At 67.5% G+C, this 14,164-nt stretch carries 20 protein-coding genes and 1 tRNA gene; all 21 read right to left on the bottom strand.

What is annotated here, in order from left to right; all coding sequences use genetic code 11:
• Positions 1 to 94: 94 nt before the first annotated feature.
• Positions 95 to 532, bottom strand: coding sequence for a hypothetical protein (locus tag P8X75_07130; protein ID MEJ1994974.1), 438 nt, complete (start codon positions 530 to 532; stop codon positions 95 to 97).
• A gap of 167 nt (positions 533 to 699) precedes the next feature.
• On the bottom strand, positions 700 to 1,806 hold the full coding sequence (locus tag P8X75_07125) for an NAD(P)/FAD-dependent oxidoreductase (GenBank protein MEJ1994973.1): 1,107 nt from the start codon (positions 1,804 to 1,806) through the stop codon (positions 700 to 702).
• Positions 1,807 to 1,848: 42 nt separating this feature from the next.
• Positions 1,849 to 2,709 (bottom strand): MBL fold metallo-hydrolase, encoded by an 861-nt coding sequence (locus P8X75_07120; GenBank protein MEJ1994972.1) that lies wholly within the window; start codon positions 2,707 to 2,709, stop codon positions 1,849 to 1,851.
• Positions 2,710 to 2,758: 49 nt separating this feature from the next.
• Positions 2,759 to 2,947, bottom strand: coding sequence for a DUF2892 domain-containing protein (locus tag P8X75_07115; GenBank protein MEJ1994971.1), 189 nt, complete (start codon positions 2,945 to 2,947; stop codon positions 2,759 to 2,761).
• 118 nt (positions 2,948 to 3,065) lie between these two features.
• Positions 3,066 to 3,650 (bottom strand): histidine phosphatase family protein, encoded by a 585-nt coding sequence (locus tag P8X75_07110; GenBank protein MEJ1994970.1) that lies wholly within the window; start codon positions 3,648 to 3,650, stop codon positions 3,066 to 3,068.
• 79 nt (positions 3,651 to 3,729) lie between these two features.
• Entirely contained in the window at positions 3,730 to 4,602 is an 873-nt protein-coding gene (locus tag P8X75_07105; protein MEJ1994969.1) for an NAD(P)-binding domain-containing protein, read from the bottom strand.
• A 93-nt stretch (positions 4,603 to 4,695) separates the two neighbouring features.
• Positions 4,696 to 4,771, bottom strand: a tRNA-Phe gene (locus P8X75_07100).
• 110 nt (positions 4,772 to 4,881) lie between these two features.
• On the bottom strand, positions 4,882 to 5,832 hold the full coding sequence (locus P8X75_07095) for a trypsin-like peptidase domain-containing protein (GenBank protein ID MEJ1994968.1): 951 nt from the start codon (positions 5,830 to 5,832) through the stop codon (positions 4,882 to 4,884).
• On the bottom strand, positions 5,829 to 6,074 hold the full coding sequence (gene yacG, locus P8X75_07090) for a DNA gyrase inhibitor YacG (protein ID MEJ1994967.1): 246 nt from the start codon (positions 6,072 to 6,074) through the stop codon (positions 5,829 to 5,831). Before yacG ends, P8X75_07095 begins: the two co-directional genes overlap by 4 nt.
• 5 nt (positions 6,075 to 6,079) lie before the next feature.
• Positions 6,080 to 7,237 (bottom strand): ribonuclease E/G, encoded by a 1,158-nt coding sequence (locus tag P8X75_07085; GenBank protein MEJ1994966.1) that lies wholly within the window; start codon positions 7,235 to 7,237, stop codon positions 6,080 to 6,082.
• On the bottom strand, positions 7,234 to 7,851 hold the full coding sequence (locus tag P8X75_07080) for a Maf family nucleotide pyrophosphatase (protein ID MEJ1994965.1): 618 nt from the start codon (positions 7,849 to 7,851) through the stop codon (positions 7,234 to 7,236). Before P8X75_07080 ends, P8X75_07085 begins: the two co-directional genes overlap by 4 nt.
• A 21-nt stretch (positions 7,852 to 7,872) precedes the next feature.
• The gene (infA, locus tag P8X75_07075) at positions 7,873 to 8,091 is read right to left on the bottom strand and encodes a translation initiation factor IF-1 (GenBank protein ID MEJ1994964.1); all 219 of its coding nucleotides are present in this window, start codon (positions 8,089 to 8,091) and stop codon (positions 7,873 to 7,875) included.
• Positions 8,092 to 8,208: 117 nt separating this feature from the next.
• Complete coding sequence (locus P8X75_07070) at positions 8,209 to 8,652, bottom strand: arsenate reductase ArsC (GenBank protein ID MEJ1994963.1); 444 nt, start codon at positions 8,650 to 8,652, stop codon at positions 8,209 to 8,211.
• A 6-nt stretch (positions 8,653 to 8,658) separates the two neighbouring features.
• Positions 8,659 to 9,138, bottom strand: coding sequence for a UPF0262 family protein (locus P8X75_07065; GenBank protein ID MEJ1994962.1), 480 nt, complete (start codon positions 9,136 to 9,138; stop codon positions 8,659 to 8,661).
• Between the two features lie 10 nt (positions 9,139 to 9,148).
• Complete coding sequence (hisD, locus tag P8X75_07060) at positions 9,149 to 10,459, bottom strand: histidinol dehydrogenase (protein ID MEJ1994961.1); 1,311 nt, start codon at positions 10,457 to 10,459, stop codon at positions 9,149 to 9,151.
• Complete coding sequence (hisG, locus tag P8X75_07055) at positions 10,449 to 11,111, bottom strand: ATP phosphoribosyltransferase (GenBank protein ID MEJ1994960.1); 663 nt, start codon at positions 11,109 to 11,111, stop codon at positions 10,449 to 10,451. The genes hisD and hisG overlap by 11 nt, the downstream gene beginning before the upstream one ends.
• 30 nt (positions 11,112 to 11,141) lie before the next feature.
• On the bottom strand, positions 11,142 to 11,654 hold the full coding sequence (locus P8X75_07050) for a DUF2948 family protein (protein ID MEJ1994959.1): 513 nt from the start codon (positions 11,652 to 11,654) through the stop codon (positions 11,142 to 11,144).
• 59 nt (positions 11,655 to 11,713) lie between these two features.
• Complete coding sequence (gene murA, locus P8X75_07045) at positions 11,714 to 12,994, bottom strand: UDP-N-acetylglucosamine 1-carboxyvinyltransferase (protein MEJ1994958.1); 1,281 nt, start codon at positions 12,992 to 12,994, stop codon at positions 11,714 to 11,716.
• A 20-nt stretch (positions 12,995 to 13,014) separates the two neighbouring features.
• Positions 13,015 to 13,569 (bottom strand): dCTP deaminase, encoded by a 555-nt coding sequence (dcd, locus tag P8X75_07040; GenBank protein ID MEJ1994957.1) that lies wholly within the window; start codon positions 13,567 to 13,569, stop codon positions 13,015 to 13,017.
• 182 nt (positions 13,570 to 13,751) lie between these two features.
• Positions 13,752 to 13,901, bottom strand: a complete 150-nt coding sequence (locus P8X75_07035) for a hypothetical protein (protein ID MEJ1994956.1) — start codon at positions 13,899 to 13,901, stop codon at positions 13,752 to 13,754.
• A 52-nt stretch (positions 13,902 to 13,953) separates the two neighbouring features.
• Positions 13,954 to 14,164, bottom strand: a 211-nt coding sequence (locus P8X75_07030; protein MEJ1994955.1) for a hypothetical protein, incomplete at its 5' end; no start/stop codon positions are given.

Below are 14,164 nucleotides of genomic sequence, written 5' to 3'. Positions count from 1 at the left end.
CCCCAAGTCTTTGACGGAATCAGGTATCCGATAAAAAAGGGGCGCCCCACGGCGCCCCTTTTCAGTCCCTGGCCACAGCCGCCGGGCGGGGGTGTCAGCCCGCCGACTGCTCCCCCTCGACATGAAGTGAGGCGAGCCGCACGGCCACCAGATGCAGGACGATGTCCCGCGCCTCTTCGAGACCAATGGTGCCGCTGTACTTGGGTTCGGCGCGCCCGTCGTAGATCCAGGAAAGATCGACCTGCCCCTCCTCGGTGACCTCCACCTTCAGATGGCAAGCCGCGTTGAGAAAGGAAACGATACAGCAGGCCCCCTCGCGCAGAGCGAGATCGGAGCGCTCGGAGAGCACAGCGCTGAGCTGGCCGTTGAGCGCCTCCTGCTGGGCCCACCGCCTTTCCTCGCGCTGGCGGCGCGTGGCCCGGCGATAGCGAAGCCCCTCGATCGCCTCATGCAGCATGGCATCAAAACAGGCGGCTTCCGCCCGGCTCTCGCCCCTGTTCGACGGAAACGCAATGATATTGTTCGTGTTCATGGCACCTTGCCCCTCTTTAACGCCTCGCGCCGGAGACAGGGTCGGAGCCGCGTTTCATGGGGCGTCTCTCTTACCAAGTCCGGCGGGAGGCCTCTTCTCCCACGCCCCAGAGCCTACCGGAAAAGGCTTAAGGATCGTTTGACCGGCGATTAACAGGAGGTGAAGCCTCACGCAGAGCGCAAGAGACCGGAAACCATTTCACCGATCGCCAGGGAGGAGGTGAGCCCCGGACTTTCAATCCCGAAGAGGTTGACCAGCCCTGGAATCCCGTGTTCGCGGGGACCGTCGATGCGGAAATCCGGCTGCGGTTCGCCCGGTCCGTGGATCTTCGGGCGGATGCCGCTATAGGCGGGACTGAGGCTGCCGTCGCGCAAACCCGGCCAATAGTGCCGGACGGCCTCATAGAAGACCTCCGCCCGGCGGGGGTCGAGATCGTAGTCATCGGGCCGCTCAATCCATTGCAGGTCGGGCCCGAAACGCGCCTGCCCGGCGAGGTCCAAGGTAATATGAACGCCGAGGACGCCGTCGGCCGGCATGGGATAGATCAGCCGCTTGAAGGGAGAGGCGCCTTGAAGCGTGAAGTAGTGGCCCCGCGCGAAATGCATGCGCGGCAGGCCCTCCTGCGGCAGCCCCTCGAAGGCCCGCGCGACATCCACCGCATAGAGACCGGCTGAGTTGACCAGCAGGTCGCAGCCCAGGCTGCTCGGGGCGGGCCCGCCGGTCTCGATGCGGAACCCGGCGCCGTCGCGCGCGATGCGCTCCACCGGCGCATGAAAGGCGATGAAGCCGCCAGCCGCCTCGATCTCGCCCTGGTAGGCCAGCATGAGGCCGTGGGAATCGACGATCCCGGTGGAGGGGGAGAGAAGCGCGCCGACCGAGTGCAGTTCCGGCTCCAGCGCTCTCGCTTCCTCGCTCGACAGCAGTCGCGTCTCCACGCCGTTGCGGCCCGCGTTCTCACCCAGGGCCTTGAGCGCCGGGAGCTGATCCTCATGCGTCGCCACGACGAGCTTCTCGCAACGCTTGTGGCCGACGCCGAAGCGCTCGCAGTAGCCATAGAGCGCCTCCTTGCCGGAGACGCAGACCCGCGCCTTCACACTGCCGTTGGGATAGTAGAGTCCCGCATGGATCACTTCGGAATTGCGCGAGGAGGTTTCCGAGCCGATCAGGCCCGCGCGCTCCAGCACCAGCACCTCACGCCCTTCCAGGGCCAAGGCCCGGGCAACGGCGAGCCCCACCACGCCCGCGCCGATCACGACAGCTTCAATTCTTTCCATGCCGTCCTTCTCCGGACCTCTTCCCCTCAGCCGATCCGGCCGTCACATCCGATCAAGCGGTATCTTCAGGTAACTGACGCCGTTGTCCTCCGGCGGCGGCAGGTCGCCCGCCCGCATGTTGACCTGGACCGACGGCAGCAGCAGGACGGGCATCTGCAATCCGGCATCCCTCTCTTCGCGCATCTTGACGAAGTCCCCCTCCTCGACGCCGTCGTGGATGTGGATGTTCTTCGCCCGCTGCTCGGCGACGGAGGTTTGCCACAGGAAATCACGCCCGCCCGGCGCGTAGTCGTGGCAGAGGAACATCCGCGTCTCCGGCGGCAGCGCCAGGATCTTCTTTATGGAACGGTAGAGTTGGCGTGCATCGCCGCCCGGAAAGTCGCAGCGCGCGGTCCCGTAGTCCGGCGCGAAGAGCGTGTCCCCCACGAAGGCCGCGTCGCCGATCACATAGGTGACGCAGGCCGGCGTATGGCCCGGCGTGTGGATCACCTTCGCGGTCAGCCCGCCGATCTGGAAACTGTCCCCGTCGGCGAAGAGCCGGTCGAACTGCCGCCCGTCCGTCGCGAAATCCGGTTCGACATTGAAAATCTCTTTGAAGACGGTCTGGACCTTGCCGACAGCATCCCCGATCCCGGTCACGCCGCCCAGACGCTGTTTCAGAAAGGGCGCCGCGGTCAGGTGGTCGGCATGCACATGCGTCTCGAGGATCCACTCGACGGTCAGCCCTTCACGCTCCACGAAGGCCACCAGCTCCTCCGCCGAGGCGAGAGAGCTTCGCCCCGACTTCGGATCGTAGTCCTTGACGGAATCGATGATCGCGGCGGCCTTCGCCGCAGGGTCCCACACGAGATGACAGGCCGTGAAGGTCGTCTCGTCGAAAAAGGTTCTGACTTCAGGATTCATGAAGGCTTGCCGTCTTTCTTTCCTCAAGTAGGCCCTGCTTCAACCTCTTCTAAGGCGTGCGGCAGGTGCGGATGCCAAAGAGGCTATAGGCCGGGCAGAAGCCGATCAACGCCGTTCCCAGCGGGATCAGGCCGAGCAGGCCCCAGTAGGTCTGGGGACCGACGAAGATCAGGGACAACAGGCCCAGGCCCAGCAGGACACGGAGCAGGCGGTCGATGCCGCCGACATTGCGGTTCATGGCAGAATCTCCTCATACATTCAAGAAACATGATGTTTCTTAGAGGAGCATGCAAGGCCCCCGCCGGACCGGCATTGATTCAGGTCAGTCCGGGATCCAGGTCAGTCCGGGATCCAGGTCACTCGGGGTGGGCGCTCAGGGCGCCGAGAACGGTCACCTCGCCCTCGGGTCCGATCTTGGCGACGATGGTCTCGCCCGACGCGGCGTACTGGCCGGTCAACGCCGAGATGTTCACTTGATGGGTCACCAAGACCAACGGCCAGGGACCCTCGTAGGCGCTAAGCCAGCTTCGGGTCTCCGCCGTCTGCTCGGCCCTGCCCGATCGCTGGTAGAAGGAGTTGAGCGGCGCCAGCGTCGTCACCTCGCCCAGGTCCAGAAGCGAGGCCGTGTCCTGACAGCGGCACCAGGCGCTGGAGTAGACAGCCGCCGTCTCAATGCCGTTCTCCCGGAAGTGCCTGCCGATCGCCTCAGCCTGCGCGCGGCCCTCGGCCGAAAGGTTCCGCTGGGTGCTGCAATCGCCCAGCGTGAAGTTGGCCGGGTCGCCGGTGCCCGGCGCGATGGCGTGACGCATCATGGCGAAGGCCTCGCCGCTTTTCAGCGCGCGCCAGAGTGCCGCCGTGTCGCCGTCCTGCGCCGAGGCAGCGGTCAGCGGCGTGACCAAGAGCAGGAAGGCGCAAAGCAGAATTCTAAGGGGGGCCGTCACGTCTCTCCTCCTCTGCCGGTTCTTAAACGTCAGCAGAAGAGCTAGGCCGCCGCGCGGAGAGGTCCAGGCCTGCCGCCGGTCAGCCCTTTGGCCGCAGAGCCGCGATCAGCGCGCCTGCATCCTGATCGCCCAGTCCGAGGTCAAGGCCCTTTTTGAAGAGCGCCTCGAAGAAACGCGGCACCTCCTGCGAATAGCCGTGGTCCTCGGCGATCTCGAGCATGGGCTTCATGGTGGCCGCCCAGGTGGAGAGGTGCGCGCCGGTGTCGGCGAGCGTGCCGTCGGCGATCTTGCGCACGCCCTCGGCAGCCGCGCCCACGTCCGTCGGCGTGATGTCATCGACCAGCTTGGCGAACTGCTTCAGATCGACGCCCGCCGCCTCGCAGATCGCAGCGCCGTTGACGATCCCGACGATGGCGCCGACCGCCGCGCAGATGATGGCCGAGTCGAGCGCCGCTGCGCGGACCGCGTCCGGCCCCAGGTATTCTGTCTGGGGCGCAAGCTCCAGCAACAGGGGTTTGGCGCGCTCGTAGCCTGCCTCCGCGCCCGCGACGATGAAGCTCGAATGCGGCTCGCCGATGTCTTCGGGATAGACCATGATTCCGCCGTCCAGGTAGGCGGCCCCGGCCGCGCTGACCCATTCCTCAGCGTCCTTGGCCAGGCGCGGCGATCCGCTCGAAAGCTGGACGAGGACCTTTCCTTGAAGCGCCGCCCTGCCCTCCGCATCACGCAGTATCGCGTCCGTCGCGGGATAGTCGGAGACACAGACGACGGTCACCGGACTGGCCGCGACCGCCTCCGCGGCCTTCTCGAAAGCCACGGCTCCCTCCCCGGCAAGCGCCTCGACCGCCTCCGGCGAGCGGTTCCAGACCGCGACCTCATAGCCGCGCTTCAGCATCACCGACGCAAAGGCCCGGCCCATCTGCCCCAGGCCCAGAAAGGTTATATCCGCCATCTTCTTCCTCCCGCACAGCCAAACATCGGGGCGAACGCCAAAGTCCAGCCCGTCAAGTCAAGGCACTCTAGTTGGAAGACGGCTTGAAAGAAATGGTGCCCAGGGGCGGATTTGAACCACCGACACCGCGATTTTCAGTCGCGTGCTCTACCAACTGAGCTACCTGGGCACTGGGGTTCCGTGGGCCTTTGCGGCGCGCCACGGGTTGGTACGAGACAGGGCTTATAGGAAAGATGCGGGGCGCTGTCCAGTCCCGTCTTCAGGGGTTTTCAGGTCCCGCTAACGCGCGGGCAGTTCCAGGACCGCCTGAAGCTCTTCGCCCCCGCGTTCAAGGGTCAGGGGCAGGCTGGCGGCGGGCCCGTAGAGGATCGTGACGGCGCGCAGGTCGTCCGGGCTCCTCAAGGGCCGCCCAAGCTCTCCCTCGCCGGCGTAGAGCAGCCGGTCGCCGGGCAGGATCCCGGCGGCCTCCGCCGCGCCGCCCGGCAGCAACCCGGCAACCTCAAGGCCCCCCGCCTTGCTCGGCAGCGCTCTCAGACCCGCACTGACCGCGCGCAGCGCGCCCTCCGCGAGCAGGTCCGCGGCGACCCTTTCCAGCAAGGGCGCCGAGACCGCGAAATTGACCCCGATGTTGGCGTCGGACTGCTTGGTGAAGATCGCCGACAGCAGCCCCACGACCCGGCCTTCCGCGTCCAGCAGCGGCCCGCCGGAAGCGCCGGGATTGACGGCGGCGTCGGTCTGGATGAAATCCTCCAGCGGATTGAAGCCGATCCCGCTGCGCTTGGTCGCGGAGACCACGCCGCAGGTCACCGAGAGGTCCAGCCCGAAGGCGTTGCCCAAGGCGCAGACCGGCTCGCCCAACCCCGGATAGCCCTGGCGCAGCACCAGGGGCGTCAGGTCGGCCTCGACCCGCAACAGGGCGATGTCGCTGGCCGCGTCGCCGGCGATCAGGCGGGCGGGCAGGATGCGCCCGTCGTTGAGGCGGACCTCGATGGCTTTTGCGACCCCCACAACGTGCCAGGCGGTGGCGATCACGCCGCCCTCGGCGTAGACGAACCCCGTCCCCTCGGGTTCCTCCAGGGCCTGGGCGCGCGCCTCCGCGGGCCAGTCGGGCAGGACCGAGACCACGGATTCGAGCAGGCCCGGGTCCAAGGCCGGGGCCGGCCGCGCCATGGCCACAGTGAAAAGCAGGGCAAGCGGAAGCAGAGCGCCGCCAAGGGCGGAGGCTCTCACTCCTCCGACTCCCCGCGCTGCGCCTCGCGCGCCAACTCCTCGGCGAGCTCCTCTGGATCGACCGGCTCGTTGCTTGGCAGCGCATAGGCGCCGGTGAACCAGCGGCCAAGGTCGATGTCCGCGCAGCGCGCCGAGCAGAAGGGACGGTAGCGGGTCACGCTGGGCCGCTTGCAAACCGGGCAGCCGCTCTTGCTCTTCTTCGCCTGGGGCAGGGAAACGATACGCTTCTCTTCGTCCGACATGACGCTTACTCTATCACAAGCTCAAAGCCACGATCACCACCCGGCAAAGCGCCCGCCTCCCGCCGCTCCAAGGGCGCACCGAGGCGCTGTTCGACCGCGGCAAGCGCTTCCGCCGCCTCGCCCTCCAAGGCGCGCAGGACCTCGGGCGCGGCCTCCAGACGGACGCGCTTACCCGGATTTCCGAGACCCGCCGCGAGGGCCGCGCGCAGCGCCGTGAAAGCCTGCGTCCCGGCACTGGGCCGCCAAGCCTGCCCCGGCTCGCAGAGGCGCTCATGGAGCGCCGGGCGCAAGCGCTGGCGGGTCATCATCAGAACGCCATTGCCGCCCAGGCGCTGCAGTTCTGAGGCCGCGGGATCGCCCGCCAAGGCCGCCTCGAAGGCCCCCCGCAGTTCCTTGCGGGGCTCGGGCCCCTCTGGATCCAGGAAGTCGATCACGATCAGGCCCGAAAGCTGTCGCAGGCGGAGCTGGCGGGCGATCTCCCGCGCGGCTTCCAGGTTCACGGCGCGCGCGCTGGCGGCCTTGCCTCGATCCACGTCCACGGCGACCAGCGCGCGGGTCGTCTCGATCCACAGGCGCCCGCCGCCCGGCAGCGGCACTTCCGGCTGCAGGAGGGCCTCCACCTCGGGCTCCAGGCCCTCGGCCTCGAACAACGGGACCAGGCCGCTGTAGAGCTTCAGCCGGTCGGCCAGCGCCGCTTGCCCTTCGCCCAGCAGCCGCTGGAGACGGCGCAGCAGCGCCGGATCGTCGAGCAGGATTTCCTCCGGCGCCTCCCCCTCCTTCAGCGCCAAGACCGGATCGTCGGCGCGCAGCAGCAGGCAGGGCGCGCCCTGGCGTTCCAGTCCCGGCGGCATCTGGCCCCTGAAGAGGGAGAGCTTCGGTCCCTTCCCCTCGCTGGCTGCGCGGCGCACCTGAAGCGGCAGCAGGTCGCCCTCGGAGAGCGACTTGGGCGCTTCGTCCAGCGGCAGGAAGCCGTCCTGTCCCAGGCCGATGTCGCAGAAGGCGGCCTTCTGAGAGCGGTCCAGGCGCTTGATGCGGCCCATGTGCAGGTCGCCCGCTTCCCCACCACCGCGCCCGCGCTCGACGCGCAGTTCGGCCAGCCGCCCATCGACGAGGCGCGCCAAGCGCAGCTCGCCGGGAAGGCTGGAGATCAAGACGCGGTTCATCGTTGGTAGCCGAGGCCCCTGAGCAGCGCCAGGGTTTCGGTCAGCGCCAGCCCGACCACGTTGGGATAGGACCCGTTGATCCAGGGAATGAAGGCGGCGGCGGCGCCCTGAATGGCGTAGCCGCCCGCCTTGCCCCGCCACTCGCCGGAATCCAGATAGCCCTGGATATCCTGGGCGGAGAGCTGCTTGAAGGCGACGCGGGTGGTCACCAGTCGCTGCACGCGCCGCCCATCCGGACCTTGCAGGCAGATCGCGCCCAGCACCCGGTGACGGCGGCCGGAGAGGGCTTCCAGACAACGCTTTGCCTCGTCGGGCGTTTCGGCTTTCGGCAGGATGCGGCGGCCAAGCGCCACTACCGTGTCGGCGGCCAGCACGAATCCGCTGGGATTTGCCCCGGCCACGGCGTCCAGCTTGGCCCAGGCGACGCGGCGGGCGTAGACATGAGGCAGTTCGTGCTTGTGCACGGACTCGTCCACATCCGCCGGGATCACCCGGTCGGGTTCGATGTCGATTTGTCTGAGCAGTTCGAGACGCCGGGGCGAAGCGGAGGCCAGGATCAAGGGCGCCCCTTCAGCCGGGTCCGCGGCGTTTTCGGCGGCTTTCGCGGTCGCCATGCCGACGGCCCTTTCCAGGTCTTACTTGAAGCGGAAGGTGATCCGGCCCTTGGTCAGATCGTAAGGGGTCATCTCCACGTTGACGCGGTCGCCCGCCAGGACGCGGATGCGGTGCTTGCGCATCTTGCCGGCGGTGTGCGCCAGCACTTCGTGGTCGTTGTCCAGTTTGACGCGGAACATCGCGTTCGGGAGCAGTTCGACAACCGTCCCCTGGAACTCAATCAGGTCTTCTTTCGCCATCTAATCCTCATGGATCGTCAAAAACAGGCGCCGGAGCTCTGCCCAGCGCGATTGGCCGGGACTATAACTGAAGGCCGCTGAGGGCACAAATGCTGGTTTTCAGGGCCATAGCCCCCGTCACACCTGGGGTTTCAGGTCGGGAGGGAAGCGTTCCTTGATGCGCTTCATCAGTTGATCGCGCACCTGACGGTAGGCGTCCATCCGCTGCTCGCGGCTGCCTTCCACGATGGAAGGGTCGAGCGTGTTCCAGAACTCCACGTCGCAGGCCATGGTGCGGGTCTGCTCCACCGCGCGGTGCTGGGCCTCCGGCGAAAGCGAGATGATGAGGTCGAAGGAGTCGTCCTCCAGCTCGTCGAAGGTCTTGGACTTGTGGCGCGACATGTCGATGCCGATCTCGTCCATCACGGCGACCACGAAGGGGTCGATCTCCCCCTCCCTTACCCCGGCGGAGTCGACGTAGATGCGGTGCCCCATCAGGTGCTTCAACAAGCCCTCGGCCATGGCGGAGCGGATCGAGTTCTTGGTGCAGGAGAAGAGGACGGCGCTGGGGTAGCGGCTCATGGCGCGCTAGCCCCTGATGTGCAGGACGCAGAGCAGCGTGAAGAGCCGCCGGGAGGTATCGAAATCCAGCGTGACCTTGCCCTCCAGGCGGTCGCGCAACATGTCGGAGCCCTCGTTGTGGAGACCCCTGCGGCCCATGTCGATGGCCTCGATGCGCGAGGGGCTGGCGGTCTTGATCGCCTCGAAATAGGTCTCGCAGACCGAGAAGTAGTCCTTCACCACGCGGCGGAAGGGCTTCACCGACAGCGCCACCGTCTCCAGCGGCGTCTCCGCTTCGTCGGAGATGTCGAAAATCAGGCGGTCTTCCTCCAGCCGCAGCACCACGCAGTAGGGACCCTCCGGCCCCTGAGCCAGCGCAAAGGAGTTGTCCTCCAGAAGATCGAAGATGGCGACCGCGCGCTCGTGCTCCACATCCGGGTTGCGGCGCACGACCGACTTCTCATCGAGCCGGATGGATTTGATCTTGTTGCGCGTCTCCTCGCCCATGGGGGAGAGACTAGCCTTTGGCGTCCGGCCCCGCCAGACGGATGGCGACCGAGAGCGCATGGGCGTCCAGGCCCTCGGCCTGCGCCAGCGTCACCGCCGATCCGCCGACAGCGGCCAGGCCTTCGGGCGTGAAACCGACCAGCGAACTGCGCTTCATGAAATCCAGGACCGAGAGGCCGCTGGAAAAGCGCGCAGTCCGCGAGGTGGGCAGCACGTGGTTCGGTCCCGCCAGATAGTCGCCGATGGCCTCCGGCGTGTGGCGGCCCATGAAGATCGCTCCGGCATGGCGCACGGACGCGGCCATGGCCTCGGGCTCTTCCACCGCGAGTTCCAGGTGCTCCGGCGCGATGCGGTCGACCAGCGCAGGCGCTTCGGCCTCGAGCTTTTCGACCAGGATGACCGCGCCGTAGTCACGCCAGCTGGCCGCCGCGATCTCGCTGCGCGGCAGACTTTGGAGGTGACGGTCGATGGCGCGCTCCACCTCTCCGGCGAACCCGGCGTCGTCCGTGATCAGGACAGCCTGCGCGTTGGCGTCGTGCTCGGCCTGGCTCAGCAGGTCGGCGGCGATCCAGGCGGGATCGTTGGCGGCGTCGGCCACCACCAGGATCTCCGAGGGCCCGGCGATGGAGTCGATTCCGACCTGGCCGAAGACCCGGCGCTTGGCGGCGGCCACGAAGGCGTTGCCGGGTCCGACGATCTTGTCGACCGGCGCGATGCTGGCGGTGCCGTAGGCGAGCGCCGCCACCGCCTGGGCGCCGCCGATGCGGTAGGCTTCCGTCACCCCGGCGAGCTTGGCCGCCAGCAGCACCAGCGGGTTCAGCACCCCATCGGGCGTCGGCACCACCATGACGCGGCGCTCCACGCCGGCCACCCGGGCCGGGATCGCGTTCATCAGGACGGAGGAGGGATAGGCCGCCGTGCCGCCGGGCACGTAGAGGCCCGCGGCGTCCACCGCCGTCCAGCGGTAGCCCAGCAGGTTGCCCTCGGCATCCCGGTAGCTGAGGTCTTCTGGCTTCTGGCGTTCGTGGAAGTCGGCAATGCGCGCGGCCGCGACCTCCAGGGCCCTCAGGGTCTCCGCCGGGACCTGCTCCGCCGCCGCCTCGAAGGCGCTCTCGGGGATCCGCAGGTCCTCGGCCTGCAAGGCGATACGGTCGAAGCGCTCGGTCAGCTCGACCAGCGCGGCGTCGCCTTCATCGCGCACCCGCTGGATGATCTGCGCGACGACGCGGTCGACATCGGCGTCCTGATCGCGCTTCAGGTTCAAGAAGCCGTCGAAGGCGGCCGCGAAACCGGCCTCGGCGTTGTTCAGCTTAAGCGGCATCGACGGCCTCCCGGAAACGCTCGATCCAGCCGCCGACCTGTTCGGGACGGGTCTTCAGCGCCTCCCGGTTGACGATCAGGCGAGAGGAGATGTCGGCGATGTGTTCGACCTCCACCAGATCGTTGGCCTTCAGGGTCGAGCCGGTCGAGACCAGATCGACGATGCGCCGGCAGAGCCCCAGGCTCGGGGCCAGCTCCATGGCGCCGGACAGCTTGATCACCTCGGCCTGGACGCCGCGCGCGGCGAAGTGCCGCTTGGTGACCTCCGGGTACTTGGTCGCGATGCGCACATGGCTCCAGCGCGACGGGTCGTCGGTATCGGCGAGCGCCTTGGGCTCGGCCACGGAGAGGCGGCAGTGGCCCAGGTCCAGGTCGACCGGCGCATAGATCTCCGGATAGTCGAACTCCATCAGCACGTCGGAGCCTGCGACGCCCAGCTGCGCGCCGCCAAAGGCGACGAAGGTCGCAACGTCGAAGGAGCGCACGCGCACGATCTCGACCTCCGGCAGGTTGGTCGAAAAGCGAAGCTGGCGCGCATGCTCGTCGTGGAAGGCGGACTCCGGCTCAATGCCGGCCCGCGTCATCACGGGCAGCAGTTCTTTCAGGATCCGGCCTTTCGGCACGGCGATGACCAAGCCTTCCTTGGTGGCCATGGGCTTTCCTCTTGTTACTGCCTAGCGGCGTCAGTCTTCTTCCTCGACCGGGTGGTCCGGGCGGCGGGTGGTGGGCCAGGGCTCGCCCAGGTCTTCCAAGTGGCCGCTGATCCGCGTGGTGACAAGTTCGATCTCGGCCTCGTCGGCGAAGCGCAGCAGCAGGCGCTCGCCCTTCTGCTCGATCGCCAGCAATTCCAGGATGCCCCCGCGGTCCTCCAGGTCGAGGTTGCGGAAGCGCGCGACGCTGACGTTGTCGAAGGTCAGGCCACAGTTGACCCGTTCATAGACCGTGCCGGGACCGACCTCAGCGAAGGAGGCGTCCTCCTGGCTCTCCTCGTCCTCTTCGTCCTCGTCGAAGGTGATGGCCTCGGGCGCGCGCTCCCAGCAGAAGCGGTTGAGGACCATGACGAAGCGTCGTTCCTTCTGAAGGAAGGTCATGTCCTGCACGGGAAGCAGGGCGTCCTGCAACAGCGAGGAAAGCACCGTCAGGTCGTCCGCGTCCTTGACGCGCAGCTTCAGCGGCTTGAACGGCTTGCCCTCCATGATCCCTCTTCACGTCCTCTGTTGTCGCCAGCCCGGTCTGGTCGCCTGCCAGGCAGATATTATCTCTGCTCCGGCACCCTGCGGATCGAAGCGCCGCAGGCCGCGAGCTTCTCTTCAATACGTTCGTAACCCCGGTCCAGATGGTAGACCCGGTTCACCTGCGTCGTGCCCTCCGCCGCCAGACCGGCCAGCACCAGCGAGACGGAGGCCCGCAGATCGGTCGCCATGACCGGCGCGCCCTTGAGCGCGGCGCGGCCGCGCACCAGGGCGGAGCCGCCGTGAACGGTAATGTGCGCGCCCATGCGCATCAACTCCGGCACGTGCATGAAGCGGTTCTCGAAGATCGTCTCGGTGATCATCGAGGCCCCCTCCGCCGTGGTCATCAGGGCCATGAACTGCGCCTGAAGGTCGGTCGGGAAGCCGGGAAAGGGCTCCGTCATGGCGTCCGCCCCGACCAGGCGGCCGTTGGCCGGGCGCGCGCGCAGCCCCTCGTTGGTCGCCTCGATCTTCATGCCGGCGTCGGCCAGGACGTCGATCACGGAGTGCAGGTGTTCGGCCTCCGCCCCGAGCAGCGTCAGGTCGCCGCCGGTAATGCCCGCAGCCATCAGGAAGGTGCCCGCCTCGATCCGGTCGGGCACCACCCGGTGGGTGGCGGCGCCCAGGCGCGGCACGCCGGTGATGGTCATCTCCGGCTGGCCGATGCCCTCGATCTTGGCGCCCATGGCGACGAGGCAGCGCGCCAGATCGACGATCTCCGGCTCGCAGGCCGCCCCCGCCAGGCGCGTCGTGCCCTCGGCCAGGGAGGCCGCCATCAGCATGTTCTCCGTGGCCCCGACCGAGACCTTGGGAAAGACGTACTCGCCGCCCTTCAGCCCCTTGGGCGCGCGCGCCTTGATGTAGCCCTCCTCCAGCTCGATCTCGGCGCCCAGCGCCTCCATGCCGCGCAGGTGCAGATCGACCGGGCGCGTGCCGATGGCGCAGCCGCCGGGCAGGGAGACCTCGGCATGGCCGCAGCGCGCCAGCAGCGGGCCCAGCACCAGCACGGAGGCGCGCATCTTGCGGACCAGATCGTAGGAGGCCTTGGTCGAGGTGATCTCGGCGGCCTGGAGCTTGAGGGCGCGGCGGCCCTTGTCCTCGCCGATTTCCTCGATGGCGGCGCCGTGCGCCTCCAGCAGGTTGGAGAGCGTCTGGATATCGGCGAGACGCGGCACGCCCGACAGCGTGAGCGGCTCGTCGGTCAGCAGGCAGGCGGTCATGAGCGGCAGGGCCGCGTTCTTCGCGCCGCTGACGGCGATCTCTCCGACCAGCGGCCGGCCGCCTTGAATCTCGATGCTATCCATCAGGTCCCAATTTCCAAGCGTTAGAGCTTCGGAAGCGTCACGCCGCGCTGGCCCATGTACTTGCCCGCGCGGTCTTTGTAGGAGGTCTCGCAGGGCTCGTTGCCCTTCAAGAACAGGAACTGGCAGGCGCCCTCGTTGGCGTAGATTTTCGCGGGCAGCGGCGTGGTGTTGGAGAACTCCAGCGTGACGTGGCCTTCCCACTCCGGCTCCAGCGGCGTCACGTTGACGATGATCCCGCAGCGGGCGTAGGTGGACTTGCCAAGGCAGATCACCAGCACGTCGCGCGGAATGCGGAAGTACTCCACCGTGCGCGCCAGCGCGAAGGAGTTCGGCGGGATGATGCAGACGTCGGCGTCGCGCTCGACGAAGGAGCTGTCCGAGAAGTTCTTCGGATCGACCACCGCGTTGTCGACGTTGGTGAAGATGCGGAACTCGCCCGCGACCCGCGCGTCGTAGCCGTAGGAGGAAAGGCCATAGGAGATCGTGCCTTCGCGCTTCTGGCTCTCCACGAAGGGCTCGATCATACCCTGCTTCTGGGCCATTTCCCGGATCCAGATATCGGACAGGATGGACATGGGGCTGGCGGCCTTTTCTTGCTGCTGAGACTCCGTCGGGGTCGCCGGAGTCTCCGGGCCCTCGGGGTTTCTACTCGAAATGCCTGGGGGCCCTCAAGGCCCAGCGGCTCTTTTGCCGGGCAAAGCGGGCCGGATTGGGGTGGCTTCGCGGCGATTCGCGGCGATTCGATGAACCTTGCCGATCAGGACTTGCGCGCGCGGGCCTGCTGCTTGCGGCGCTTCAGGTTGTCGCGCAGGGCGGCGGCGAGACGCGCCTCGCGCTCGGCTTGCGCCTCCTTCTTCAGGGCGGAAGTCTTTTCGGGTTCTTCGGTCTTTGCGTCCGTCTTGCTCATGGCCCCCTTATTGCGCGCGAGCGCGCAGCCGCGTCAAGGGGCCGTTGAGGGCCTAGTGGAAGGCAAGCGCTTCCACCAGCGACACCAGGACAAGGGTGGGCTGAACCACCAGACATTGGGCCGGGTCGATCTCGTGCCCCACCGACCGCGTCACCATGGGCACGAGTATGAAAAGGGTGGCGAGGATGGCGAGACCATCACCGTTATAGGTGCGGAACGGCGTCGCCAGGGAATCGGGCAGCAAGGAGCTCACGATGTGACCG

This window comes from Limibacillus sp. (assembly GCA_037379885.1).
In the GTDB taxonomy this organism is placed as follows: domain Bacteria; phylum Pseudomonadota; class Alphaproteobacteria; order Kiloniellales; family CECT-8803; genus JARRJC01.
The sequence above is the reverse complement of the archived record's forward strand: the minus strand, read 5'-3'. Positions and strand labels throughout refer to the sequence as shown.